Source organism: Saccharopolyspora elongata (genome assembly GCF_004348985.1).
Taxonomy (GTDB): Bacteria; Actinomycetota; Actinomycetes; order Mycobacteriales; family Pseudonocardiaceae; genus Saccharopolyspora; species Saccharopolyspora elongata.
Genome location: NZ_SMKW01000054.1, coordinates 1 through 22,286, shown reverse-complemented (window position 1 = coordinate 22,286; position 22,286 = coordinate 1). Strand labels below are relative to the sequence as shown.

Sequence of the window (22,286 nt, the reverse complement as noted above, 5' to 3'; positions counted from 1 at the left end):
TCTTGCGTCACGAGACCTGGCGGAGCTGCTTGCGGCGGCGGAGCCACCACACCGCCAGCACCAGCACGGCGGCGATGCCGAGCAGCGGCAGCCCCAGCAGGCCCACCGTCGCCTGCACCTGCTCGTAGGCCTCGCCCGACCAGGCGCCGAGCAGCACCAGCGTCGTCGCCCAGGCCGCCGCCACCGGCACGTTGCAGATCGTGAACCGCAGGTGGGTGACCTTGGCGTGCCCCGCCAGCCGGGGCACCAGCGTGCGCACCACGGCGAAGCACTGCGACGCCGCCACCGTCACCTCCGCGCGTCCGTCCAAAGCGGACTCCGCGCGCGCGAACCGCTGCTCGCCGAAGCGCTTGACCAGCTGCCGCCGCAGCAAACCGTCCCGGCGGCCGCGGAAGTACCCGTGCTGGCAGCCCAAAGCCGTCGCGCCGAAGGCACAGATCGCGGCCAGCCACACCTCGACGACGCCCTGCCCGGCGAGCCAGCCGAGCGCCAGCACGGTGCCCGACCCCGGCAGGAAAACCCCGATCAGCAGGCCGGATTCGGCGAACAGCAGCACCGCGACGACGACGAGCGCGAGCGGGCCGGGAATCCCGGCCAGGAAATCCGTCATCGAGCGGCGAGCTCGCCCAGCCGCGGTTCCCAGGATTCGCCGTGCGGCTCAAGGGTGATCTCGCGGACGTCGTCGTCCCGGCGGCGGATCCGCAGCAGCAGGTACGCATCGGCGAGCCGCTCCGCGAGGCCCTCGCCCCACTCGACGACCACCGCGGCATCCGTCAGATCCGTGTCCAGGTCGAGGTCGTCGATCTCGTCCAACCCGCCCAGCCGGTAGGCGTCGACGTGCACCAGCGCCGGGCCGGCGCCGGACTCCGGCCGGTGCACCCGCGCGATCACGAACGTCGGCGAGGTCACCGAGCCGATGACGCCCATGCCCGCGGCGATCCCCCGCGCCAGCACGGTCTTCCCGGCACCCAGCGGCCCGTCCAGCAGCACGAGGTCGCCGGCGCGCAGCACGGCTCCCAGCCGGCGGCCGAACTCCAACGTGTCGGACTCCGCCGGCAGCTCGACGGTCTGCAGTGCAGGGCTCAACTCCCGGTCACCTCTCCGCTTCCTCCTCCAACGGCCCGCCGGATCAGCGCGATCAACTCCTCGGTGACCAACTCCGGTCGCTCCAGCATCACCGGGTGCCCGGCGCCCTCGACGCGCACCAGCGTCGCGCCCGGCAGTTCCGCGGCGAGCACCTCGGCGTGCGGCGAGAACGGCGTGACCCGGTCGGCGTCGCCGGTGAGCACCAGCACCTCGCAGGTCCGCAGCGCCGCCAGCGCCTTCTTGCGGTCGTGCAGGTTGATCGTCTCCAGGAAGTCGGTCACCACCTCGACGGTGGTCGCGCCGATCATCTCGGCCATCAGGTCCACGATCTTCGGCGAGATGTCGCGATCCCCGAAGGACAGGTTGCGCACCAGCGTCCAGGTCAGCTTGTCGCCGAGCCGCCGGGTGCGCTCCACCAGGTCCGGCTGGAAGTCCGCGAGCAGCGCGAGCCCGCGCGGCACCGGGTTGGCGCGGTGCAGCCACGGACGGGGCAGCCCGGACGCGCCGATCGCGCCGGCGGAGGTGCCGATCAGGGCGACCGCGCGGACCCGGTCGCGGAACAGCTCGGGGCGCTGCTCGGCGAGCGCCATGATCGACATGCCGCCCATCGAGTGCCCGACGAGCACGATCGGACCCCGGCTCGCCGCCGAGCGCAGCACCGCGTCAAGGTCCCTGCCGAGCTGGTCGATCGTGCTGTTGCGCTTGGCGGAGTGGCCGGAACGGCCATGGCTACGGTGGTCGAACAGCACCAGCCGGACCCGCGGCTCGGTGAGCTCGGGCAGGTCGCGGCGCTGGAAGTGCCAGCAGCGGGAGTCGAGCGCGAAGCCGTGCACGAGCACCACGGTCAGCTCCGCCTCGCCGCCGTCGGCGGGCCCGATCTCCTGCACCGACAGCGGAACCCCGTCGTCGGCGGCCACAGTGGACTGCCGGTCCGGACGGAGCCTGCCGAGCGGCTCGTCGGCGTGGGGGTCGTCGGCCTTGCGCTGCGCGGCGATCCGCGAGCTGCGCGCGGCGACGCCGACCGCGGCGCCGGTGATCGCGGCGCCCAGCACCCCGCTCGTCCAGGCCAGCGCCTGCCAGACCGGCTTCACGGCAGCTCCTGTCGTGAGTGGTCGTTCCGGTAAGAACCGGAATCAACGCTCACGAGCGCGTCGACGACGGTGCGCGTGACCCGCGGCCGGTACATGCCGGTGACGATCTCGTAGTGGATCGTGCCGATCGTGTCGGCCCACTCGGCGGCCGTCGGCTCGCCCCGGTCGCCGGGCCCGAACAGCAGCACCTCGGCACCGTCCGCGACCTGGTCGTCGCCGAGGTCCACCACCAGCTGGTCCATGCACACCCGGCCGACCACCGGCCGCCGCTTCCCGGCCAGCCACACCGACATCCGGCCCGACAGGGTGCGCGGCACGCCGTCGGCGTAGCCGACCGGCACCAGCGCGACGTTCGTCGGGCGCTCGGCCGTCCACTGCTGCCCGTAGGAGACGCTCTCGCCCGACGCGATGCGCTTGGTCGACACCACCGAGGAGCGGAAGGTCATGGCCGGGCGCAGGTCGTGATCCCCGTGCTGCGGGACGGGATCCAGGCCATAGACCGCGATGCCCGGCCGGACCAGCTCGAAGTGCAGGTCGGGGCGGGCCAGCACGGCCGCCGAGTTCGCCAGGTGCCGGATCGGGTTCAGCCCCGCCGAGCGCGCCTGCTCGTAGGCCAGCCCGAAGCGCTCGGCCTGGCGGTCGATCGAGGGGTGGTCGAGCTCGTCGGCGCACGCCAGGTGCGACCACACCGCCACGACCTCGACGTGCCCGTCCGCCTCGGCCTTCGCCGCGTCCTCCACCAGCGCGGGCCACAGCTCGGCCGGGCAGCCGTTGCGGCACAGCCCGGTGTCGATCTTGAGGTGCACGCGGGCGACGCGGCCCTGCTGCTCGGCCGCGGCGGCGATCCGGCGCAGGCTTTCCTGCGAGGAAGCGGAGAGCTCGATGTCCGCGGCGATGGCCGGGCCGAAGTCGTCGTCCTCGACGTAGAGCCAGCACAGCACCGGGGCGGTGATGCCGCCGGCGCGCAGCTGCAGGGCTTCTCCGATGGAGGCGACGCCGATCCGGTCCGCGCCCGATTCGAGGGCGGCGGCGGCGACCGTCAGGGCGCCGTGACCGTAGCCGTCGGACTTCACGATGGCCATCGTGCGGGCACCCGAATCGCGGGCACGCGCCGAGAGCACCCTTACGTTGTGGCGGATCGCGTCGACGTCGATGCGCAGGTCGGCGCGGTACGCGGGCTGGTCACTCATGGCAGGCACATGGTCGCACACCACCCCGGTGCCCCTCCCGAGGTACCAGGCCTCCGACCGTCCCCGACCGGCCACCTCGCGCCGCCGCAGAACCCACCCGGCCGAACATGAACATCCGATGCACCCATACTTCCACGATACGAAAGACAGTTCTCGGGGTGCCCGATTTTGCCTAAAATCGGACAGGGCTCAAACCGAGATCGGGTTCCCAATTTTAGGCAAAATCGGAAACCACCGAGGCCCTCCCCGCGCCCGTCCCGAGCCGCGAACCTGGCGCATCTCCACACACCGGCACGATGCTTCCGCCCGGAGGCGCGCTCAGCGGCTCAGGACAGCGCCGCTTCGCGGACCGTTCGGATCGCCGTGGGCACCGCCGCGAGCAGCGCCGAGGCCCCGATCGGGGCGCCGACCTCCCCGGGGTTCCGGGCAGGGGCGCCGTGGGCGGCGAGGTCCGCCGCGAGGGCGTGGACGTGCGCCGCGTAGCCGCAGGCGAGCCACGGCTCCACGCCGCTGGCCAGGAGCGCGCCGATCAACCCGGTGAGCACGTCGCCGGAACCCGCCGTCGCCGGCCAGGCGTGCCGCGAGTCGTTGACGAGCACCCGGCCGTCCGGCGCGGCGACGATGGTGGTGTTGCCCTTGAGCAGCACCACCGCGTCGAAGCGCGCGGCGACCTCCCGCGCCGCGGCGACCCGGTCCTCGCCGGGTTCCCCGCCCGCCAGCCGCGCGAACTCGCCCGCGTGCGGCGTCAGCACCAGCGGCGCATCCGGGTCGCGCGCGTCCCACAGCGTGCTGTCGCTGGCGAACAGCGTGATCGAGTCGGCGTCCGCGCACACCGGCCGCCCGGAATCCAGGACGTGCCGCAGCACGTCGCGGCCGCTGGCCCCGGTGCCGATCCCCGGCCCCACCGCCCACGCCTGCACACGCCCGGCGTCGCTGACAGAACCCGTCGCCACCACCTCTGGCCAGTGCGTGCGCACCACGTCCGCGGCGGGACCGGCGTAGCGCACCATGCCCGCGGTCGCCTGCACGGCCGCCCCGCTGGCCAGCACCGCCGCGCCGGGGTAGGTCGCCGACCCGGCGGCGACCCCGACCACGCCCTGGCTGTACTTGTCGTCGGCCGGGCCCGGGACCGGCCAGCCCGCGCCGATCTCGGCGTCCTGCAGCAGGTAGAGCTCGGGATCGGGCAGGTCGTCGGCCAGTCCGATGTCGATCACCTCGACGTCCCCGGAGTGCACCGCGCCGGCGCCCAGCACGTGGCAGGGCTTGCGCCCGCCGAAGGTCACCGTGACGTCGGCCAGCACCGCCGGGCCGTCGACCGCGCCGGTGACCGGATCGACGCCGCTGGGCAGGTCGACCGCGACGATCGGCACGTCGACCCGGCGCACCAGCTCCGCCGCCACCGACCGCAGCGGACCGCGCGCGGACAGGCCGACGATCCCGTCGATCACCACGTCCGCGCGCTCCACCGCATCCGCGGACTCCGCCCCGATCCCCGCGGTGTCCGGGCTCGCACCCTCCGCCGGGACCGCGCGGCCGCCGGCCCGCCGCAGCGCGGCGAGGCCCGCGGCGTGCGCCCGCTCCGGGGCGAGGAGCACCGCCGTGACGCCAACCCCGCGGCGCCGGAGGAACGCCCCGGCCCACAGCGCGTCGCCGCCGTTGTTGCCCGCGCCCACGAGCAGCGTGACGTGGCGACCGGCGACGCCGCCGGTGAACTCGGTGAGGACCCGCGCGGTGTGGACCGAGACGGCGTACGCGGCGCGGCGCATCACCGCGGGCTCCGGTGTCCTGGTGAAAAGCCGCTGCTCGGCGGCGCGGATCTGATCGGGCGTCCACACTCCGTGCATCGCGTCCTCCTCATCGCGGTCGACGATGCCGCACAGTCTGCCCGGTCGCCCCGGCGATCCACGCCATCCCATCCGGGCATTTCGCCAACCGGTCCCGCGAGCGCTTTCGGCCCGACAGCCCCGGAACCGATCACCAGCCCATCGATCACGCTTTCAGGTACCGGTGAAGGACCCCCGACCGGCCAGGAGGTCGCGCGAAACAGCACCTCGGAGCACGGGGGGTGACGGCGATTTCGCGCGAAATCGCCGCTCCCCACGCCTGCCGGACGCTGATTTCGCGCGAAATCGCCGCGTGCCGACCTACCCCGCGCTCGGAGTCGAGCGGAGGCACCCTTCGGCCGAAAGAATCACTCGACGGTGACGGACTTGGCCAGGTTCCGGGGCTTGTCGACGTCGTAGCCGCGGGCCCGGGCGATCTCCGCCGCCAGCACCTGCAGCGGCACCGTCGACACCAGCGGCTGCAGCAGCGTCGGCACCGCCGGGATGGTGACCAGCTCGTCCGCGAACGGCCGGACCTCGTCGTCGCCCTCCTCGGCGATCACGATGGTCCGGGCGCCGCGCGCCTGGATCTCGCGGATGTTGGAGACCAGCTTGGAGTGCAGCAGCGCCCGCCCCTTCGGCGACGGCATCACCACGACCACCGGCAGGCCCTCCTCGATCAGCGCGATCGGCCCGTGCTTGAGCTCACCCGCCGCGAAGCCCTCCGCGTGCATGTACGCGAGCTCCTTGAGCTTGAGCGCGCCCTCCAGCGCCACCGGGTAGCCGACGTGCCGCCCCAGGAACAGCACCGCCTTCGCGTCGGCGAGCTCCCGGCCCAGCTCCCGCACCTGCTCCACCGTGGACAGCGTGCGGCGCACCGCGTCGGGCATCGCCGACAGCTCCGCGAACTCCCGCGCCACCTCGTCGGAGTACTTCGTGCCGCGCGCCTGCGCCAGGGCCAGCCCGACCAGGTAGTTCGCCGCCACCTGCGCCAGGAACGTCTTGGTCGCCGCGACACCGATCTCCGGCCCGGCGTGGGTGTAGAGCACCGCGTCCGACTCGCGCGGGATCTGCGCGCCGTTGGTGTTGCAGATCGCCAGCACCCGCGCCCGCTGGGTGCGCGCGTGCCGCACCGCCTCCAGCGTGTCGGCGGTCTCGCCGGACTGGGAGATCGCCACCACCAGCGTGTCCCGCCCCAGCACCGGGTCGCGGTAGCGGAACTCGCTGGCCAGCTCGACCTCGACGGGCACCCGGCACCAGTGCTCGATGGCGTACTTGGCGAGCAGTCCGGAGTGGTAGGCGGTGCCGCAGGCGACCACGAAGACCTTGTCGATGTCCCGCAGGTCCTGCTCGGTGAGGCGCAGCTCGTCGAGCACGATGCCGCCACCGGAGAAGTGCCCGCGCAGCGTGTTCTCCAGCGCCTCGGGCTGCTCCTCGATCTCCTTGAGCATGAAGTAGTCGTGGCCGCCCTTCTCGGCGGCCGACAGGTCCCAGTCCACGGTGAACGGCTTGGCCTCGACGTCCGCGGCGGAGAAGTCGGTCACCCGGTAGCCGTCGCGGGTGATGGTGACCACCTGGTCCTGGCCGAGCTCCACGGCGTCGCGGGTGTGCTCGATGAACGCGGCAACGTCGGAGGCGAGGAAGTGCTCGCCCTCGCCGACCCCGACGACCAGCGGCGACGACCGGCGGGCGGCCACGATCTTGCCGGGCTCGGCGGCGTGCGTGACGACCAGGGTGAAGGCACCCTCCAGGCGCCGGGCGACCGCGCACACGCTGGCGGTCAGGTCACCGGCGGTCGGGCCGTCGTCGTAGGCGGCGGCGACCAGGTGCGCCGTGGTCTCGGTGTCCGTGTCGCTGGCCATCTCGATGCCCGCCGCTTCCAGCTCGGCGCGCAGCGCGGCGAAGTTCTCGATGATGCCGTTGTGCACCACCGCGACTTGGCCGCTGGCGTCGCGGTGCGGGTGGGCGTTGCGGTCGGTCGGCGCGCCGTGCGTCGCCCACCTGGTGTGTCCCATGCCGCTGTGACCTGCGAACTTGCTGCCGTCGACCTCGGCGAGGCGCTTCTCCAGGTTCGACAGCGCGCCCGCGGCGCGCTCCACCGCGAGGCCGCCCTCGCCGTCGAGCAGCGCAACCCCGGCCGAGTCGTAACCCCGGTACTCGAGTCGCCGGAGTCCGCCGAGGACGACCTCGAGCGCCTGGCGATGTCCTACGTAACCAACGATGCCGCACACTCGGCCCAGCGTAGCTACTCCACATGGTCTGAACCTGTTCGCGTCAGCCGGAACGGCGAACCCCTCCCGTGGCGGCTACCGCGCGCGCATGAGCAGGTCCGCTACGGTTGCTGACCATGGCGCGCACTGCCAAGAAGGCCCCTTCCGCGAAGAACGCGTTCGAAGAGCTGTCACGCCGCGGACCGCACGACGTCCTGCACGGTGATCTAGCCCTCGTCGGGCTGCCCGGCATCGTCTGCACGCCGCGTACCGGACTCGGCCTGCCGGCGGTCGCGTTCGGGCACGGCTGGCTCCAGCCGCCCCGCCGGTACCTCGGCCTGCTCCGGCACCTCGCGTCGTGGGGCATCGTGGTCGCCGCGCCCGGCTCGCAGCGCGGCGCGTTCGCATCGCACCGGCTGTTCGCCGGGGACCTGCGGACCGCGCTGGACATCTGCGTCGGCGTCCGGCTCGGCGAGGGCGAGATCAGCGTCGACGAGAAGCGGCTCGGGGTCGCCGGGCATGCCATGGGCGGCGGCTGCGCGGTGCTCGCGGCGGCCGACGACCCGCGGATCCGCTCGGTCGCGACGCTGGCCGCCGCCGAGACCATGCCGTCGGCGTTCGAGACCGCGAGCCGTGTCGAGGTGCCCGGCCTGCACATCGCCGCGGGCCAGGACCTGCTGGCGCCGCCGGTGGCCAACGCCGAGCCGATCGCCCGGGCCTGGGGCGGCCCGGTGCAGCTGCGGACGGTGAAGAAGGCCAGCCACCTCGGCTTCACCGAGGGACGGCACTGGACCCAGCTGCTGCTGCACGGCAAGCCCGAGTACGCGACGCAGCGCGTCACGAAGGCCCTGCTCACCGCGTTCTTCCTCCGCACGCTGGCCGGCGACCGGCGCGGCGAGGCGCTGCTGACCGCCGACATCGGCGGCAGCCGCATCGATCACGAGCACAGCCGCGGCGACCTCGCCGCGGCGTGACTCACAGGTTCGGCGCGACCTCTTCGGCGACCTTCTTCACGGCTGCTTCCGCCTCCTCGATCGGCATCCGGCCGTCCTCCAGGCCGTAGGACTTGTCGGTCCCGTCGTAGCTGAGGCTCACGATCTTGGTGCCCTTGCGGAAGACCAGCTCCGCCGCGGCCAACTCCCCGTCCCCGACCAGGTAACCGGCGTCCCACGGGCCGGAAACCTCGGTGACCCGCGTCGCCCCCGGGGACACGTTCTGCCGCTCGTAGTCGTAGTTCGACTCGGCTTCCTCGGTCGGATCGGAGTAGTCGGCGTAGTCGGAGACGTTGATGTCCAGGTAGCGCTCGTTGGTGCCGTCCTTGCCCTTCGTCGGCCGCCACATGCAGGTGAAGCTGGTTTCGCCGACGGCGCCGCTGACGAAGTTCGTGGTGTGCAGGTCGCGCAGCGTCTTCTCGCTCAGCAGGTCGCATTCGGGGACCATCGGCTCGCCGCTCGGTGCCTGCCCGGCCGGCTCGGTAACGTGCTGGTGCTTGAAGTAGAAGTAGCCGCCGGCGACGAGCCCGATCAGGAGCATCGGGATGGAGACCAGGATGACGGCCAGGATGCAGCCGACGCGGCTCTTCTTCTTCGGCGGCGGCGGAACCGGGTAACCGGGCGGCGGTAAGGGCTGTCCCGGCGGCGGAAACGGTTGCCCCGCCTGGGGAACGGGCTGTCCCGGCGGCGGAACGGGCTGCCCGGCCTGCGGAGCAGGCTGCCCCTGCGGAGCCGGCGGCTGCTGGGACTGGTACTGCGGCTGCCCCGACTGGTCGGGCTGTTGCGGATTCACGCCGAAAGAATAGGCGACCACCCGAAGCGATCGCCCGAACACGCCACCGTCTAGTTTGGACGAATTCGCCATGGCCTCAACAGGGCAGGCGGAAATCGTTGATGCGCAAGGGCTTCCACGGAAAACCTCGCTGCTCGGCTGGGCGAAGTCCGATCTCGACCCAGCCCGGCTCGAGACGAAGCGAAGCCCGGGCCGCACCGGCCCGGGCTTCGCTTCGGCGCTACCTCAACCAGCTCTGGTTCTCGTAGTCGTCGTCATCGTCGAACGCCGCCCGCCGGCGCGGTGCCGGCTTCGGCGCCACCGGAGGCGGCGGTGGCGGTGCGGGAGGCGGCGTGTGCCGGGCGGCCGACTGCTGCTCCTCCTCGAACTCGTCGTCGCCCCCGAGGCTGATCTCGTTGCTCTGCTCGTTCCGCTTGCCCGCCCAGTCGTTCCGCGGCTTGTCCTCCTCCGGCGGCTGGGCGTTGGCGGCCTTCTCGACGAGCTCCTGCTTGCGCTCGTCCGCGGCCGCCTTGATCTCCTCGTTCTTCTGCGCCGACGCGGCTTCCGCGGCGCGGACCGCATCCATGCTGTCCTCGACGCCGTAGCGGTGCCGCGCGACCAGGGTCGCGATCTCGTCCGCGACCTGCTGGTTGATCAGAACCATCACGCTCACCTATCCCGGTCTTCGCCGAGGACCGACCGGAACCGCATTCCGGAGGCATCGACCCCGTCGTCGAAGAGCTGGCCCTGGGTGCGCCACGGGCTGTCGTTGGTCCGCTCCTGATCGCCGCCCTGCTGAGCGCCGTGGCCGCCGCCCATCGCGCCCATGCCGCCCATCATCCCGCCGCCCATGGCGGCGCTCTGGTTGCCCCCCTGGCCGCTCTGCGGTCCGGACTGGCCCTGCCCGGCACCGCCCGGGTCGCTCAGCGACGACAGGCCGGTGGCACCCTGCGGGCTGCCGCCGGCGGAGTCGCCCGCGGACGACGACAGCGAGGCGAGGCCGGTCGATCCGTGCTGGTCGGAGCCGCCGGGCATGCCTGGCTGGTCCTGGCCGCCGAAGAGCTGGCCGGAGGCGCTGCCGAACGAGTTCTGCACCCCTTCGCCCAGGCTACTGAACGAGCTCATGCCGGCCGACTGCGGCGCGGTGGACGCCGGGGCGCCCGCCGACGCGGCCTCGGTGGCCGCCGGAACACCGGCACCGGTGTCGAACGCGGGCATGGTACCCACACCGCCGCCGAAGGCGGGCGCGCCGAAGCCCGGATCCGCTGCGGGCATGGTGCCCACACCGGTGTCGTAGGCGGGCATGGTGCCGAATCCGGCGTCGGGAGCGGGCATCGGAGCCCCGAGATCCGGCGCGGGCATCGGTGCACCCATGTCCGGTGCGGGCATCGGTCCGCCGCCCATGTCCGGTGCGGGCATCGTCCGCACGTTCTCCGGGGTTCCCGTGCCTGCGTCGGGCGCGGGCATGCCGGTCTCCGGCGGGCGGAGCCCGCCCGCGTCGGCGGGCATGGTCCCGATGCGCTCGGCGTCGATCGGCGACTTCGGGTCGCTGCCGAAGTCGATCGTCTGGTTCAGCGGCGGCTGCCCGCCGCCGTTGTCGATGTTGACCTTGACCTGGCCATCAGGCGTCCGCTCCAAGGTGATGGTGCGGTCGCCCTCCTTGATCACGGCCTTGCCGTCCTCGCCCGCCTTCACCTGGGTCGGGCCTTCGCCACCGGGCGGCCCACCGATCGGCGGCTGCCCCGGCGCCCCACCCGGCGCGGGCATCGTCTGCACGCCGTCGGCCGCGCCCCCGCCGGGAGCGCCGCCCGCCGGGCCGAAGTCGACCTCGTAGGTCTTCGGCTTGCCGTCCGGGCCGATCAGCTCGACCTGCGTCTTGCCGTCGGGGCCGGGCTTCTGCACGGTGACCGCGTCGTCGCCCTCGCCGAGGGTCACCTTCTCCTGCTCGCCCTGCTCGCCGGCGCCGCCGCCCATTCCCGGCATCTCCGGCGGCTTCGGCATCTCCGGCTGTTCCGGCATCTCCGGCGCCCCACCGCCGCCACCACCGGTGCCGGCACCGCCGCCGCCACCGCCGGTGCCCGAGCCACCGCCGCCGGTTCCGTTGCCACCGCCGCCGGTGCCGTTACCGCCCTTGTCGTTGCCGCCGCCGTCGCCATCGCCGTCGAGACCCTTGAAGGGGTCGTCGCTGACCTTGGCGGCCTCCAGCATCTTGTCGTACGAGGCCTGGACGGCGTCCTGAGTGGACTTGCTCTGGTCCTTGAAGGACTGGTACTTCTGCTCCATCTCGGGCTTGAACGACTCGTCGAGCCACTTCTTGGCGTCGTCGATCAGGCCCTGGCGGATCTGGTCGCAGGCGTCCTTGGCCCCGAAGAACTGGCCGATCATCCCGCCGATCGGGCCACCCAGGATCAGGCCGATCGCCTGGTCCTTGATCATCGACCAGGCGCCGGAGAAGATGTCGTCGATCCCGATGTCCTTGAGGTCCTCGAGATTGATGTCGCCGCGCGCCTTGCGGATCTCGTCCTTGGTGTCGTCGGGGTCCTTGCCCGCGCACTTGATCTCTTTGCCCAGCTCCAGCACGAACTTCGCGTACTCGCGCACGGTCTGCTGGATGCCGTCGACGGCCGGGGTGATGGCGCCGGCCATGTTCTCGGTCTCGTTGGTGACCGTCGTGCCCGCCTGGCTGTACTTGCCGACCTTGGCCTCGGCCGATTCAGCGGCCTTCCCCTGCCAGGTCTGCCTGGTGCCCTGGAACGACTGGCCCATCGAGTCGTTCTGGTCCAGCAGCGCCTGCTGCACGCCGCCCAGCCGCTCGGCGTCCTCCCGGAACGCGCCGAAGTCGATCTCGCGGAGCTGGTCGTACTGCTCGACCACATCGGCCTGGAAGTCCGCACCCTTGCCGGCCCAGTCCTTGTACAGCGGCAGGAACTTCTCGAAGAAGTCCAGCCCCATCTTGCCGTCGTCGAGCAGTTCGTCGGAGGTGCCGACGGAACCGCCGCCTTCGAGCTTCTTCTTGGCGTCGTCGAACTTGCCCTTGCGCTCCTCCGCGGCCTTGGCCTTCTCCTGCAGCGCGGAGAAACCGCCGTCGGTGATCTTCTCGAAAAGCGCGCCACCGACCGGGTTGACGATGCTCATCGCGGTGTCGGCGATGCCGCCCGCGTTGTCGACCAGCCAGCTGCCTGCGTCGGCGACGGTCTCACCGACCCATTCGCCCGCGTCCTGCACGGCCCCGCCGACCGCTTCCCCGACCTCCGAGCCGATCTTCGCGCCGGCCACGGCGCCCGCCGGGCCCGCCACCAGGCCGGTGACGCCGCCCTGGATGCCGCCGACGACGGAACCGAACTCCTCGCCGAAGCTGCTTTCCTCTTCCTTCTTCTCGTCCGCCATCAGGCCTGCACCTTCCCGACCTCGTTGGCACCGGATTCGTCGCTGGCCTGGTATTCCTTCGCGGTCGACGAGAAGTCTTCGGACAGCTTCGAGCCGTGCTCGCCGAACGACTCGATGTTCTTCCCCAGTTTGTCCAACGCGTCCTTGTAGGCCTTGCCGGCCTCGTGGAACTTCTTGCCGAACTTCTCCGCGGTCAGCTTCGTATCGGTGGCCTTCTTGGCCTGCTCCTTGAGTGACCCGGCACCGTCGGAGAACGCATTGGCCGCCTTCGAGATGTCGGTCCCCGAGGTCTGCGCCCCACTCATCGTGCCCCCTTCACCGGACCTGTCGCGCACGTCGCACCAGGGGTGCGACGGCACGTGTGCCTCACCGGTTCCTCATCTTGACAGGTTCCCCTGGGCGAAACGGCAGATCCGGCGAGGTGCTTGCATCCGCGAAGCGAGAAGTCGATCACTGCGGCGGATACGGCCCCTGCGGCGGCTGACCGAAACCCTGTTGCGGCGGGAACTGCTGCTGCGGCGGCTGCATCGGCTGCGGGGCGAAGCCCTGCTGCGGGAACGGCGCGGGCCGCTGCGCGCTGCTGCCGCTCTTCAGGATCAGCATCGCCGTCAGCGCACCAGCGCCGCCGCCGAAGATCAGGCTGCCCACCAGTGAGATCACCAGATGCAACGTTCCTCCTCTTCGCGCCGTCGCGGATTCACTGCTGGTAGGGGCCCTGCGGCGGCTGCCCGAAGCCCTGTTGCGGCGGGAACTGCTGCTGCATCGGCGGCTGGGGTTGCTGCGGGGGCTGGGGCTGCTGCGGCGGGAACTGCGGCATCGGCTGCTGCGCCGGACCCTTGCTCTTCATGATCAGCGCGACGACCGCGCCGCCACCGGCACCGAAGATCACGCTCAGCACGATCACGATCAGGATCTCGAAGATCACTACGGCCTCCAATCGTCCGGCTCGAACCTATCGGAGCGCACCGCGTCGGCGGGCGGGCAGCGGGAAGTTCAACGCCGCCTGGACAGCACCACCAGGAGCACGACGACGCACGCAACCCCGGCCAGACCACCCACCAGGGCGAGACTCGTCCATTCGAACCCGATCGACAGACCTGTGGTCATCGCACCGCATGGTGCCATGCCACGCGGGTCGGCGTGGCGGGATCAGGCGATGATCAAAACGGTCAACGTCGCCGGAACAGCACCACCAAGAGCACCATGAGGCCGATGGCCGCCAGGAGGCCGAGCAGCAGAACGACGAGCCGCAGATCGATGGAGATCACAACACCGAATGATCCCGGATCACGCCGCGCGGGCTCAACCGGCGGTCAGTAGTGGCCCCCGCCCTCGAAGATCAACGGCAGGCCCCAGCCCTGCGCCAGCACGACGGCGAACACGAATGCGCCCAGGACCATGAGCACCAGGGGTACCACCAGGACGATCAGCAGGTCACCGAAGAGTTGTCCGCGCATGGCTCACGCTCAGCTCCGCCTGCGGTTGATGAACCACGACCTGCTCTCGTGCGCGGCGTTGACGGCTTTCATGCCGGCTAGCGCGAGCGCGGAGAAGATCACGATACCGACGACGAGCCCGACAGCGACCAGCCCGACAACCATGGCGACAACGATGGCACCCATGTGAGCAGGGTCTCACAGATCACGTCGCCGCGAGAGATCAAAATCACAAGATCACCGGATTGAGGCAACAAGTTCGGCCAAACGCTCGGCCACCGCCTGCGCTCGGTCCTCGCTCTGCGCCTCGACCATCACCCGAACCAGCTGCTCGGTGCCCGACGGGCGCAGCAGGATGCGGCCGGTTTCGCCGAGCTCCGCCTCGGCCGCCGCCACCGCCGACGCGACGTCGGCCGCCGCGCACACCGCGGCCTTGTCGGCCACCCGCACGTTGATCAGCACCTGCGGCAACCGCCGCATGACCTTGGCCAACGACGCCAGCGGAGTGCCGGTGGCCGCCATCCGGCCCATCAGCCGCAGCGCGGTGAGCAGGCCGTCGCCGGTCGTGGCGTGGCCGGGCAGCACGACGTGGCCGGACTGCTCGCCGCCGAGCGCGAACCCGCCGGCCCGCAGTTCTTCCAGCACGTACCGGTCGCCGACGGCCGTGGTGCGCAGCGCCACGCCCTGCTCGCGCATCGCCAGGTGCAGGCCGAGGTTGCTCATCACGGTCGCGACCAGCGTGTTCTCGGTCAACTCGCCGGCCTCGTGCATGGCCACCGCGAGGACCGCCATGATCTGGTCGCCGTCCACCGCGGCGCCTGTGGCGTCCACCGCGAGGCAGCGGTCGGCGTCACCGTCGTGCGCGATGCCCAGGTCCGCGCCGTGTTCGAGCACCGCCGCCTGCAGCACCTCGAGGTGGGTGGAGCCGACGCCGTCGTTGATGTTGATGCCGTCGGGCTCGGCGCTGATCGCGATCACCTCGGCGCCCGCCCGGCGGTACGCCTCCGGCGCCGCGACCGAAGCCGCGCCGTTGGCGCAGTCCACGACGACCTTCAGCCCACCGAGCGGCTGCGGAGCAGCGGTCAGCAGGTGATCGACGTAACGCCGCACCGCGTCGGGGACATCGCGGACGCGGCCGACCTGGGCCCCGGTGGGCCGGTCGACCTGCTCGTTCAGGCGCGCCTCGATCTCGTCCTCGACGGCGTCCGGGAGCTTGTTCCCGCCGGCCGCGAACAGCTTGATCCCGTTGTCCGGCATCGGGTTGTGCGAGGCGGAGATCATCACGCCGAGGTCCGCGCCCAACTCGGCGACCAGGTGCGCGACGGCCGGGGTGGGCAGCACGCCGACCCGCAGCACATCGGCTCCGGCCGAGGTCAGGCCCGCCGTGACCGCCGCCTCCAGCATCTCGCCGCTGGCGCGGGGGTCGCGGCCCACCAGCGCCACCCGGCGTTGCGAATCGTCCCGGTCGTAGAGCACGCGTGCCGCCGCAGCGGCCACCGACATCGCCAGCTCCGGCGTCAGATCGGCGTTGGCCAACCCGCGCACCCCGTCGGTGCCGAACAACCGAGCCATCAGCAGCACGTCCTCCTCGTGTGACGCGGAAAACTCCGCGGGGCGCGAGACCGGACGCGCCACGTCGAGTTCTTGTCCTTGCAGCGGCGAAGCCGCTTAGCCCACGCAATCAGGTGACCACCAGCGGGTTCTCAGACTGTGCCCACCCCATTGGGGCTCTCGGGGAGGACCTGCTCCGACGCGGGCTTACACGAATCGGAGATCCCGGACCGAGGGGCGTCTGAGGTTCCGCTACGGGACCACCTACGCAGATCGAGTTTGAAACCGGCCTTCGGTGCATACGACTGCGGGAGCAGTCTCGTCCACAACGGACGAGGCTGCTCCCGCAGATCGGATGAAATTCGCGTCAGCGCTTGCTGTACTGCGGCGCCTTGCGGGCCTTCTTGAGACCGTACTTCTTGCGCTCCTTCTCCCGCGCGTCACGGGTGAGCATGCCGGCCTTCTTCAGCGCCGGGCGGTCTTCGGCCTCGTAGGCGACCAGCGCACGGGCGATCGCCATGCGCAGCGCACCGGCCTGGCCCGACGGGCCGCCACCGCGCAGGGTGGCCAGCACGTCGAAGCTCTCCACGCGCTCGACGGTGACCAGCGGCTCCTTGATCAGCTGCTGGTGCACCTTGTTCGGGAAGTACTGCTCAAGGGTCTTGCCGTTGAGCTTGAAGCCACCGGTGCCCGGCACCAGCCGGACCCGGACGACGGCTTCCTTGCGGCGACCCACGGTCTGCACCGGGCGGCCGGTCGGCACCGGGATCGGGGCCGGGGCGACCGCTTCTTCTTCGCCGGTCTCTTCGACGGCGACCTCGGCGACCTCGGCGGTCTCCTCGGGAACCGGGGTCACGTTCTCTTCCTGCTGAAGTTCGTCAGTCACTTCTCGACCTTCGCGTTGATCTCGAACGGCTGCGGGTTCTGGGCCTGGTGCGGGTGCTCCGCGCCGGCGTAGACCTTGAGCTTCTTGCCCATCGCGCGGCCGAGCTTGTTCTTCGGCAACATGCCCTTGATCGCCTTTTCGAGCAGCCGCTCGGGGTGCTTCTCGAGCACCTCACCGAAGGACTGCTTACGCAGACCACCGGGGTAACCGCTGTGCCGGTAGTGGAACGCCTGGGTGCGCTTGTTACCGGTCAGGGCCACCTTCTCGGCATTGACGATGACGACGAAGTCACCGGTGTCGATGTGCGGCGCGTAGGTCGGCTTGTGCTTGCCGCGCAGCAGCGTCGCGGCCTGAGTTGCCAACCGGCCGAGCACCACATCCTCGGCGTCGATCACATGCCAGGCGCGGGTCACCTCGCCGGGCTTCGGGCTGTACGTGCGCACGGATCTACCTCGTCGTCGTTCGCGTCGGAATCGTCAGTGCGGAGCCCGTCTCGATCACGCCGGTCGGTCCCGCAGGAACTCCCCTGGGAACCGGCACGTCCGCCAGTACCGCCGCCGGGACCGTGACCCGCTGAGGGCCCGATCCGCTGGCGCGAACTGCAGCCGCGCACCGCACAACAAAGAATGAGGGTACTTGGTGGCTTCTGGCCCGGTCAAAACGGGTCCTCGATACTTGCTCGGAGGTTTCTGACCTGGCAGATCGCCGCTATCAGGATAGCGAACGCCGGGCGCGGTACCCACGCGGCCCCGGACAGCGTTGCGGCCCCGGCGTTCGCCGGGGCCGCAGCTCGCTCTTCAGCAGGTGGGATCAGCCACCGAAGCGACCGGCGTTCTTCTTCTCACCGGCCTGGAAGGACTCGTTGGCGGCACCAACGGCCATGCCCATCTTCGCGGCGGTCTCCTGCATGCGGGCCGCTTCCTCGTCCCAGGACTTCTGGGCTTCCTGGTAGGCGGCCACAGCCTCGCCCTCCCAGGTGGAGACCAGCTTCTGGATCTTGCCCTCGAGGTCGTCCAGCTCGCCCTGGATCTTCTGCGCGGCGGCCTGCAGGTCGTCGGAGGCCTGCTGCAGCTCGGCGAAGTTGACTGCAATCTCGCTCATTGCTTATCCCCTCAAATGCCTATGGTGAAGATTTCGGAAGATGCGAAGGTCGAAGTCCGGCTCAGCCGTCGAGCAGGCTCGTGATCTTGGAGATCTCCTGGGCCTGCTCCTCCTGGACCTGCGCGTAGTCGGCACCGGAGCTCTGCACGTTCTGGCCCAGCTCGTCCAGCTTCTGCAGGATCTTCTTGCCGCTCTCCTCGTAGGAGTCCATCAGCTTGCGGAAGACATCCGCGGCCGCGCCCTTCCAGTTCGCGACCGGCCCCTCCAGCTGGCCGCTCAGCTGCGAGAGCGCCTGCTCGACCGCGTTGCGAGCCTCGTCGATGTCGACCGACGCCTGCTGAATCGCCTCGGTGTCCGCACCAATTCCAGCCATGTTCGGGTGACCCCCTTCAAACTCGTCATCAAGTCCTGATGAACCTGCGACGCAGACATTGCCATGTTCGGTTCCATGTTGTCCTGGATTTCTCCGGAACCCGTTGCTGATGTAAACGCCGAACGGGGAACCCGCAGGTCATCGCATGATTCGCGCTTGCGAAAAGTCGAGATCACTACCGTCGGAAGGCGTTTGCTCTTGCGATTTCCCGGTCGCCGACTCGTTCTCGGCGGTGTCCGGGCGCACATTGGACTCGGTTTCGGCGAGCCCTTCGACTTCCAATCCCATCCGGGCGCGGTAGGCGATCGCCGCGGCCCGACGGCCCGATTCGGCACCCGCCGGCTTCGATCCCGCGAGTTCCCTTGTGTGCCTTTGGAAATCCTGCGCGCGGTGGTTCGCTTCGCCGCGGGCTCGCCGGCCGCGGCCCACCGCATCCGCGAGTTCGGACCGCAACCTCCGGACGGAATCCGCTGGATCTGCCATGGCAATGCCTCCCTGTCCGACGGCCGCGCGAAAACCATTCCGCCGCGGCGAATTCACCGCCGGTTCAACGCACCTTGAGCGACCCGACGACCTGCTGGCAGGCGCGCAGCACGTCATCCTTGCCGACCTCGCCGTACTTGCAGCCGATGCTGACCCGGAATTGTCCTTGGTGCACCACGTACCACTCGACCGTCGCGGCCTGCAATTTCTGCCGGTAGTAGACCACGTCCCGGCCCGCGAAACTGGTGGATGCGTTGAACAGGGAGAATTGCGCGCCTTTCGCCACGTTCTGCTGGTACTCGCTGAGCAGCTGCTGGACCGCCCGGTTCCGATCGGCGTCGGTGTCGAAGTTGAGCTTGCCCTCCTCGACCGCGATCAGCGAGTCCTGCTCATCGCTCTGCGGGCCGATCATGGTCTGCCACTTCTTCGCGTCGCCGCCGATCTGCTTCCAGTCGCTGGGATAGGCGAATTCGTAGTCGTACTGCGCGATCAACCGGGGCGGCACCTCCGGTCCGGCCTGCGGCTGACCGGTGCTGGTCAGGACCAGGGTCAGGACCACGCCCGCGGCCACCACGGCCGCCGCGCCGGCGCCGATCAGCCACGGCAGCTTGTTGTTCTTCCCGCGGCTGCGCTGGTGCGCGACCGGCATCGTCTGATCGCTGCCGCCGATGACGACGGTCCGGGCCCCGCTGAGCGAGTCGCCCGCGGTCACGCCGGGGCCCGTCTGGGGCGGGACCACCGGGAGCGGATGCGATCGCACCGTCGAGGTGCCCGCCCAGGCGCCGGCGGGCGCCAGCCCACCGCTGCGGTCCGGGTCGAGCCGGACCGCGCGCAACGCGCCGCGCGCCACGACCGTCTCGGGCTGGTCCAATGTGGTCGGAACGACTCCGGTGCGCTCGTGGATCAGCCGAGCCACCATCGGGATCCGGCTCGAACCGCCCACCAGGAACACCCCGGCCAGCTGCTGCCGGGCGACCTTGCCCTCGCGCAGCGTGGTCAGCACCAGGTCGGCGGACTTGGCCAGCGGCGCGGCGATCAGCGCCTCCAGGTCGACGCGGGTGACGTGCGCGTCGGAGAACGGCGGCGGCATCGGCACGTCGGTGTAGGCGTGCCGGGACAGGGTTTCCTTGGCGCCGCGGACGTCCTGCCGCACCACCCGGCGCCGGCGGCGGTCGGGCATCTCGCGGCCCTCGACGAGCTGGCGCCAGGCTTCGGGATCGGTGCCGGAGACGAGCCGGCCGATGTGGTCCAGCAGCGCCTGGTCGATGTCGGCGCCGCCGAAGTTCGGTTCGCCGCGGGTGGCGAGCACCTGGAACGACGAGCCCTGTTTTCGCACGACGCTGGCGTCCACGGTGCCGCCGCCGAGGTCGAGCACCGCCAGCGCGCCGCCGTCGGGGAGCCCGTGCCCGGCGGAGTGGAACACCGCCGCCGCGACCGGTTCCGGCACCATGACGAGTTCCTTGCCCAGGCCGGCGGCGGCCTGGCGCAGCGCCGCGGTGCGCATCGAGCCCCAGTCCGCGGGGTGGGTCAGCACCAGCAGGTCGACGGCCGCGCCGCCGGCGAAGCGGCGGGCCTCGCCGACCGCGCGCTGCAGCACGGCGCGGATCACGTCGGCGACCTTCAGCACGCTGCTGCCGAGCAGCAGCTCGCCCTCGTCGATGCGGCGCTTCGGGTGCGGCTCGAAGCGGGCCGGGTCGACCGCGGCCTGGCGTTCGGCCTCGTGCCCGACGAACAGCGTGCCGTCGGCCGCGGCGAACACCGCGGACGGCACCAGCGGCTGCCCGTCGATGACGACCACCTGCGGTTCGGCACCGCCGACTGACACCACCGTGCATGTGCTCGAGGTGCCGAAGTCGATCGAGACGTGCAGGGACACCCAGAACTCCTTCACCGTCGCCGAAGCGCCTTTTCCGGCGACGTCTGTCGTCCGACCGCCGATCCGGCGCGCCGACTCCCCCCGAGCACCCTAGAGGTTAAGGGTGCGAGCGCACCAACAGTCTGCCCCTGACCGGGCGTTCAGCGCGAGCACCCGTCACGGATCGTTGCCATCCGAAGGCGCCGCAGGAGCTCCTCGCCCAACCGATCAGCCGCGACGCAATCCTGCGATGAAGTCCTGCCACTGCCGACGACGGAACACCAAGGTGCCGCCGTCTCGATCTTTCGTATCCCGAACCCCGACCAACCCGGCGGCCAGTGCGATCTCGACGCAGTTCTGCGCCCCGTTGCTGCGGCTGGACTTCCGCCAGGTCATCCCGTCCGAGCCACGCAACACGATCAACTCCTAGCCAAGCGCTTCGATCTCTCGGTTGATCAAGGACAAGGTGTCCCGGTCGCTCAGAGCTGCGACCCGCAACCGGTCGAAGACCAGGCTATATGCGCGGGTGTGCTGGGGTCGAGACAAGTAGTCGGAGCTCGTCAGACTCTCGATGTAGGCGATGCTGGAGTTGGCGTGCTCGAGGTGGAGCAGCGTGAACGCGATGCCCAAACCCGCGTGCGCACCGCTTTCCAGTGGGATGACCTGGACAGTGACGTGATCGAGTTCGGCCAGCGAGCGGAGTTGTTCCAGCTGGGCACGATGAACGTCTCGGCCACCCACGCGCCGACGAATGGCTTCTTCACCCAACACCACCCAGAGCATCGGGGACCTGTCGCTGAAGAACCTCGCGGAACGACGTTCACGCGACTCGGCCATCTCGTCCACGTCCATAGACGGCACAACGACTGACGCCGAAAGCAGTTCGCGGGCATATTCGCGTGTCTGCAGCACTCCCGGGATCGAGTCTCCGAAGAAGAGCTTGATCTCCGAAGCGTTCGCCTCGAGGTTGACGTACTTCTTTGCCCAGTCAGGAACACGAGCAGGTGGAATCTTGCGCCGAGCTTCCTTCGCCAGGGCCAGAACTCTGTCGGTCGACTTCGTAGCGGCACCGTAGAGCGCAACGAGCGCATGGGCGTCCTTATCGGACAGCTTGCTCTCACCGGTCTCGATCTTGCTGATCTTGTTCCGATACCAACCAAGAGCTGCCGCAGCTTCATCCGCAGACAACCCGTGACTCTCGCGGAGCTCCCGCAACTCGGCGCCGAGCACGAGCCGCTGCACGAGCGGACCGGGGTCGTTGCTGGTCATGCGCATCAGTGTGCCTTCCCTCCATTCGGCGAACATCATGACATCTACTAGGAACTCAACTAGGAATCCCAGTACCGTTCCCAACATGGAGATCAGAGTTGATCGGAGGCCTGATGGCTGACTACTTGACCTACGTCTGGCGCCCGGTCACGGGAGGCCGCCACGCTTTCCCAATCGCAGCGACGAAATCGCCTGCGGGCGTGCCGGTGGTGGCGTTCTGCGGAGCGGAAGCGGACGCAGCAGAGCTGCACGATCGCTCCGAAGTGGACTGGATCCGAGAGGACACCTGCATGGACTGCTGGCGGCGGATCACCGCCGGGTGGTCGTGAGTGGCTATGGCCGCTAGAGCAGCCACAACCACTCACGACCACTGACCAGCGAAAACATCAACAACAGGGAGAAAGCCATGTTCTGGATCCAGCTCAGCACGTTCGTCCTGTTCAACCTGCTGATCCTCGCCATGCTCACCACCCAGATCCCCGCCCGGGCCATCGCCTTCACCACAGGCCAGCACGCCGGAGGCGGCGAAGGCGCCTACACGGTCTGGCACCTCATAGCCGACATCGAAGCCGAAACCCGCGAAGCGGCAGACGAGCACAGGCCGGAACACGAACATCCCCGCATACCACCGGAATTCCCCACCACCGACCCCGATGAGCCCACCGGGCGCCACCACCTGCGCCCGTAACCGCTCGTGAGTGCTTTGGAGCGCTATAGCAGTCCAAACCACTCACGACACCCCGAGCAGGGCCGGTGCGGTGACCTCCCCCAACCCCCACCC

General features: G+C 70.3%; 26 protein-coding genes. 3 read left to right on the top strand and 23 right to left on the bottom strand.

The genetic code is table 11. From position 1 onward, the window contains the following. Positions 1–7 precede the first annotated feature (7 nt). The 6 genes from E1288_RS31335 to glmS all read right to left on the bottom strand — a co-directional run bounded on the left by E1288_RS31335 (position 8) and on the right by glmS (position 7,421). Positions 8–610: a DedA family protein gene (locus E1288_RS31335; RefSeq protein ID WP_132491656.1), complete on the bottom strand. Its 603-nt coding sequence runs from the start codon at positions 608–610 to the stop codon at positions 8–10. Then, positions 607–1,086 (bottom strand): tRNA (adenosine(37)-N6)-threonylcarbamoyltransferase complex ATPase subunit type 1 TsaE, encoded by a 480-nt coding sequence (gene tsaE / locus E1288_RS31330; protein WP_235883924.1) that lies wholly within the window; start codon positions 1,084–1,086, stop codon positions 607–609. The genes E1288_RS31335 and tsaE overlap by 4 nt, the downstream gene beginning before the upstream one ends. Further along, a complete protein-coding gene (locus E1288_RS31325; RefSeq protein ID WP_132491654.1) occupies positions 1,083–2,177 on the bottom strand; it encodes an alpha/beta fold hydrolase in 1,095 nt (364 codons plus the stop codon). Before E1288_RS31325 ends, tsaE begins: the two co-directional genes overlap by 4 nt. Further along, entirely contained in the window at positions 2,174–3,367 is a 1,194-nt protein-coding gene (gene alr, locus E1288_RS31320; protein WP_132491652.1) for an alanine racemase, read from the bottom strand. Before alr ends, E1288_RS31325 begins: the two co-directional genes overlap by 4 nt. Before the next feature lie 326 nt (positions 3,368–3,693). Next, positions 3,694–5,211 carry an NAD(P)H-hydrate dehydratase gene (locus E1288_RS31315; protein WP_132491650.1) on the bottom strand — a complete coding sequence of 506 codons (1,518 nt, stop codon included), beginning with the start codon at positions 5,209–5,211 and terminating at the stop codon, positions 3,694–3,696. A 347-nt stretch (positions 5,212–5,558) separates the two neighbouring features. Next, the gene (gene glmS / locus E1288_RS31310) at positions 5,559–7,421 is read right to left on the bottom strand and encodes a glutamine--fructose-6-phosphate transaminase (isomerizing) (RefSeq protein WP_132491648.1); all 1,863 of its coding nucleotides are present in this window, start codon (positions 7,419–7,421) and stop codon (positions 5,559–5,561) included. Positions 7,422–7,537: 116 nt separating this feature from the next. Here glmS and E1288_RS31305 point away from each other — a divergent pair, with 116 nt between their 5' ends. Further along, positions 7,538–8,374: a dienelactone hydrolase family protein gene (locus tag E1288_RS31305; RefSeq protein WP_165968351.1), complete on the top strand. Its 837-nt coding sequence runs from the start codon at positions 7,538–7,540 to the stop codon at positions 8,372–8,374. Between the two features lies 1 nt (position 8,375). Here the strand turns inward: E1288_RS31305 and E1288_RS31300 are convergent, their stop codons facing one another. The 17 genes from E1288_RS31300 to E1288_RS31230 form a co-directional block, all read right to left on the bottom strand. Beyond that, on the bottom strand, positions 8,376–9,185 hold the full coding sequence (locus E1288_RS31300; RefSeq protein WP_165968350.1) for a hypothetical protein: 810 nt from the start codon (positions 9,183–9,185) through the stop codon (positions 8,376–8,378). A 220-nt stretch (positions 9,186–9,405) separates the two neighbouring features. After that, complete coding sequence (locus tag E1288_RS31290) at positions 9,406–9,828, bottom strand: hypothetical protein (protein WP_132491642.1); 423 nt, start codon at positions 9,826–9,828, stop codon at positions 9,406–9,408. 5 nt (positions 9,829–9,833) lie between these two features. Further along, positions 9,834–12,551 carry a hypothetical protein gene (locus E1288_RS31285; protein ID WP_132491640.1) on the bottom strand — a complete coding sequence of 906 codons (2,718 nt, stop codon included), beginning with the start codon at positions 12,549–12,551 and terminating at the stop codon, positions 9,834–9,836. After that, positions 12,551–12,856 (bottom strand): hypothetical protein, encoded by a 306-nt coding sequence (locus E1288_RS31280; protein WP_093265582.1) that lies wholly within the window; start codon positions 12,854–12,856, stop codon positions 12,551–12,553. Before E1288_RS31280 ends, E1288_RS31285 begins: the two co-directional genes overlap by 1 nt. A gap of 145 nt (positions 12,857–13,001) precedes the next feature. Then, the gene (locus E1288_RS31275) at positions 13,002–13,220 is read right to left on the bottom strand and encodes a hypothetical protein (RefSeq protein WP_132491638.1); all 219 of its coding nucleotides are present in this window, start codon (positions 13,218–13,220) and stop codon (positions 13,002–13,004) included. A gap of 28 nt (positions 13,221–13,248) precedes the next feature. Next, the gene (locus tag E1288_RS47295; protein WP_165968344.1) at positions 13,249–13,476 is read right to left on the bottom strand and encodes a hypothetical protein; all 228 of its coding nucleotides are present in this window, start codon (positions 13,474–13,476) and stop codon (positions 13,249–13,251) included. A 388-nt stretch (positions 13,477–13,864) separates the two neighbouring features. Further along, positions 13,865–14,008, bottom strand: a complete 144-nt coding sequence (locus E1288_RS47290) for a hypothetical protein (RefSeq protein ID WP_165968349.1) — start codon at positions 14,006–14,008, stop codon at positions 13,865–13,867. A 9-nt stretch (positions 14,009–14,017) separates the two neighbouring features. Continuing rightward, the gene (locus E1288_RS47285) at positions 14,018–14,173 is read right to left on the bottom strand and encodes a hypothetical protein (RefSeq protein WP_165968348.1); all 156 of its coding nucleotides are present in this window, start codon (positions 14,171–14,173) and stop codon (positions 14,018–14,020) included. A 51-nt stretch (positions 14,174–14,224) separates the two neighbouring features. After that, positions 14,225–15,559 carry a phosphoglucosamine mutase gene (gene glmM, locus E1288_RS31270; protein WP_132491722.1) on the bottom strand — a complete coding sequence of 445 codons (1,335 nt, stop codon included), beginning with the start codon at positions 15,557–15,559 and terminating at the stop codon, positions 14,225–14,227. 346 nt (positions 15,560–15,905) lie between these two features. Next, on the bottom strand, positions 15,906–16,424 hold the full coding sequence (rpsI, locus tag E1288_RS31265; protein ID WP_132491636.1) for a 30S ribosomal protein S9: 519 nt from the start codon (positions 16,422–16,424) through the stop codon (positions 15,906–15,908). After that, positions 16,421–16,867 carry a 50S ribosomal protein L13 gene (gene rplM, locus E1288_RS31260; protein ID WP_132491634.1) on the bottom strand — a complete coding sequence of 149 codons (447 nt, stop codon included), beginning with the start codon at positions 16,865–16,867 and terminating at the stop codon, positions 16,421–16,423. The genes rpsI and rplM overlap by 4 nt, the downstream gene beginning before the upstream one ends. Positions 16,868–17,234: 367 nt before the next feature. Continuing rightward, positions 17,235–17,525 carry a WXG100 family type VII secretion target gene (locus tag E1288_RS31255; protein WP_132491632.1) on the bottom strand — a complete coding sequence of 97 codons (291 nt, stop codon included), beginning with the start codon at positions 17,523–17,525 and terminating at the stop codon, positions 17,235–17,237. Between the two features lie 61 nt (positions 17,526–17,586). Then, complete coding sequence (locus tag E1288_RS31250) at positions 17,587–17,898, bottom strand: WXG100 family type VII secretion target (protein WP_132491630.1); 312 nt, start codon at positions 17,896–17,898, stop codon at positions 17,587–17,589. Positions 17,899–18,036: 138 nt separating this feature from the next. Then, positions 18,037–18,351, bottom strand: coding sequence for a hypothetical protein (locus E1288_RS31245; protein WP_165968347.1), 315 nt, complete (start codon positions 18,349–18,351; stop codon positions 18,037–18,039). 94 nt (positions 18,352–18,445) lie between these two features. Further along, on the bottom strand, positions 18,446–20,257 hold the full coding sequence (locus tag E1288_RS31240; protein ID WP_165968346.1) for a type VII secretion-associated protein: 1,812 nt from the start codon (positions 20,255–20,257) through the stop codon (positions 18,446–18,448). A gap of 207 nt (positions 20,258–20,464) precedes the next feature. Next, the gene (locus E1288_RS31235; protein ID WP_328592512.1) at positions 20,465–20,653 is read right to left on the bottom strand and encodes a DUF397 domain-containing protein; all 189 of its coding nucleotides are present in this window, start codon (positions 20,651–20,653) and stop codon (positions 20,465–20,467) included. Positions 20,654–20,662: 9 nt separating this feature from the next. Next, positions 20,663–21,505 carry a helix-turn-helix domain-containing protein gene (locus E1288_RS31230; protein ID WP_165968345.1) on the bottom strand — a complete coding sequence of 281 codons (843 nt, stop codon included), beginning with the start codon at positions 21,503–21,505 and terminating at the stop codon, positions 20,663–20,665. 113 nt (positions 21,506–21,618) lie between these two features. On the opposite strand from E1288_RS31230, the gene E1288_RS31225 reads away from it, so the two are divergent. Together E1288_RS31225 and E1288_RS31220 are read left to right on the top strand one after the other, a co-directional pair. Beyond that, a complete protein-coding gene (locus E1288_RS31225) occupies positions 21,619–21,834 on the top strand; it encodes a zinc finger protein (protein WP_132491622.1) in 216 nt (71 codons plus the stop codon). A 77-nt stretch (positions 21,835–21,911) separates the two neighbouring features. Then, entirely contained in the window at positions 21,912–22,193 is a 282-nt protein-coding gene (locus E1288_RS31220; protein WP_132491620.1) for a hypothetical protein, read from the top strand. Positions 22,194–22,286: the final 93 nt, after the last annotated feature.

Coding starts and splice junctions, on each gene's coding strand:
- E1288_RS31335 (WP_132491656.1), bottom strand. CDS start 610: ATGACGGATTTCCTGGCCGGGATTCCCGGCCCGCTCGCGCTCGTCGTC.
- alr (WP_132491652.1), bottom strand. CDS start 3,367: ATGAGTGACCAGCCCGCGTACCGCGCCGACCTGCGCATCGACGTCGAC.
- E1288_RS31315 (WP_132491650.1), bottom strand. CDS start 5,211: ATGCACGGAGTGTGGACGCCCGATCAGATCCGCGCCGCCGAGCAGCGG.
- E1288_RS31305 (WP_165968351.1), top strand. CDS start 7,538: ATGGCGCGCACTGCCAAGAAGGCCCCTTCCGCGAAGAACGCGTTCGAA.
- E1288_RS31290 (WP_132491642.1), bottom strand. CDS start 9,828: ATGGTTCTGATCAACCAGCAGGTCGCGGACGAGATCGCGACCCTGGTC.
- E1288_RS31285 (WP_132491640.1), bottom strand. CDS start 12,551: ATGGCGGACGAGAAGAAGGAAGAGGAAAGCAGCTTCGGCGAGGAGTTC.
- E1288_RS31280 (WP_093265582.1), bottom strand. CDS start 12,856: ATGAGTGGGGCGCAGACCTCGGGGACCGACATCTCGAAGGCGGCCAAT.
- E1288_RS47290 (WP_165968349.1), bottom strand. CDS start 14,008: ATGCGCGGACAACTCTTCGGTGACCTGCTGATCGTCCTGGTGGTACCC.
- E1288_RS47285 (WP_165968348.1), bottom strand. CDS start 14,173: ATGGGTGCCATCGTTGTCGCCATGGTTGTCGGGCTGGTCGCTGTCGGG.
- glmM (WP_132491722.1), bottom strand. CDS start 15,559: ATGGCTCGGTTGTTCGGCACCGACGGGGTGCGCGGGTTGGCCAACGCC.
- E1288_RS31255 (WP_132491632.1), bottom strand. CDS start 17,525: ATGAGCGAGATTGCAGTCAACTTCGCCGAGCTGCAGCAGGCCTCCGAC.
- E1288_RS31250 (WP_132491630.1), bottom strand. CDS start 17,898: ATGGCTGGAATTGGTGCGGACACCGAGGCGATTCAGCAGGCGTCGGTC.
- E1288_RS31230 (WP_165968345.1), bottom strand. CDS start 21,505: ATGACCAGCAACGACCCCGGTCCGCTCGTGCAGCGGCTCGTGCTCGGC.
- E1288_RS31225 (WP_132491622.1), top strand. CDS start 21,619: ATGGCTGACTACTTGACCTACGTCTGGCGCCCGGTCACGGGAGGCCGC.
- E1288_RS31220 (WP_132491620.1), top strand. CDS start 21,912: ATGTTCTGGATCCAGCTCAGCACGTTCGTCCTGTTCAACCTGCTGATC.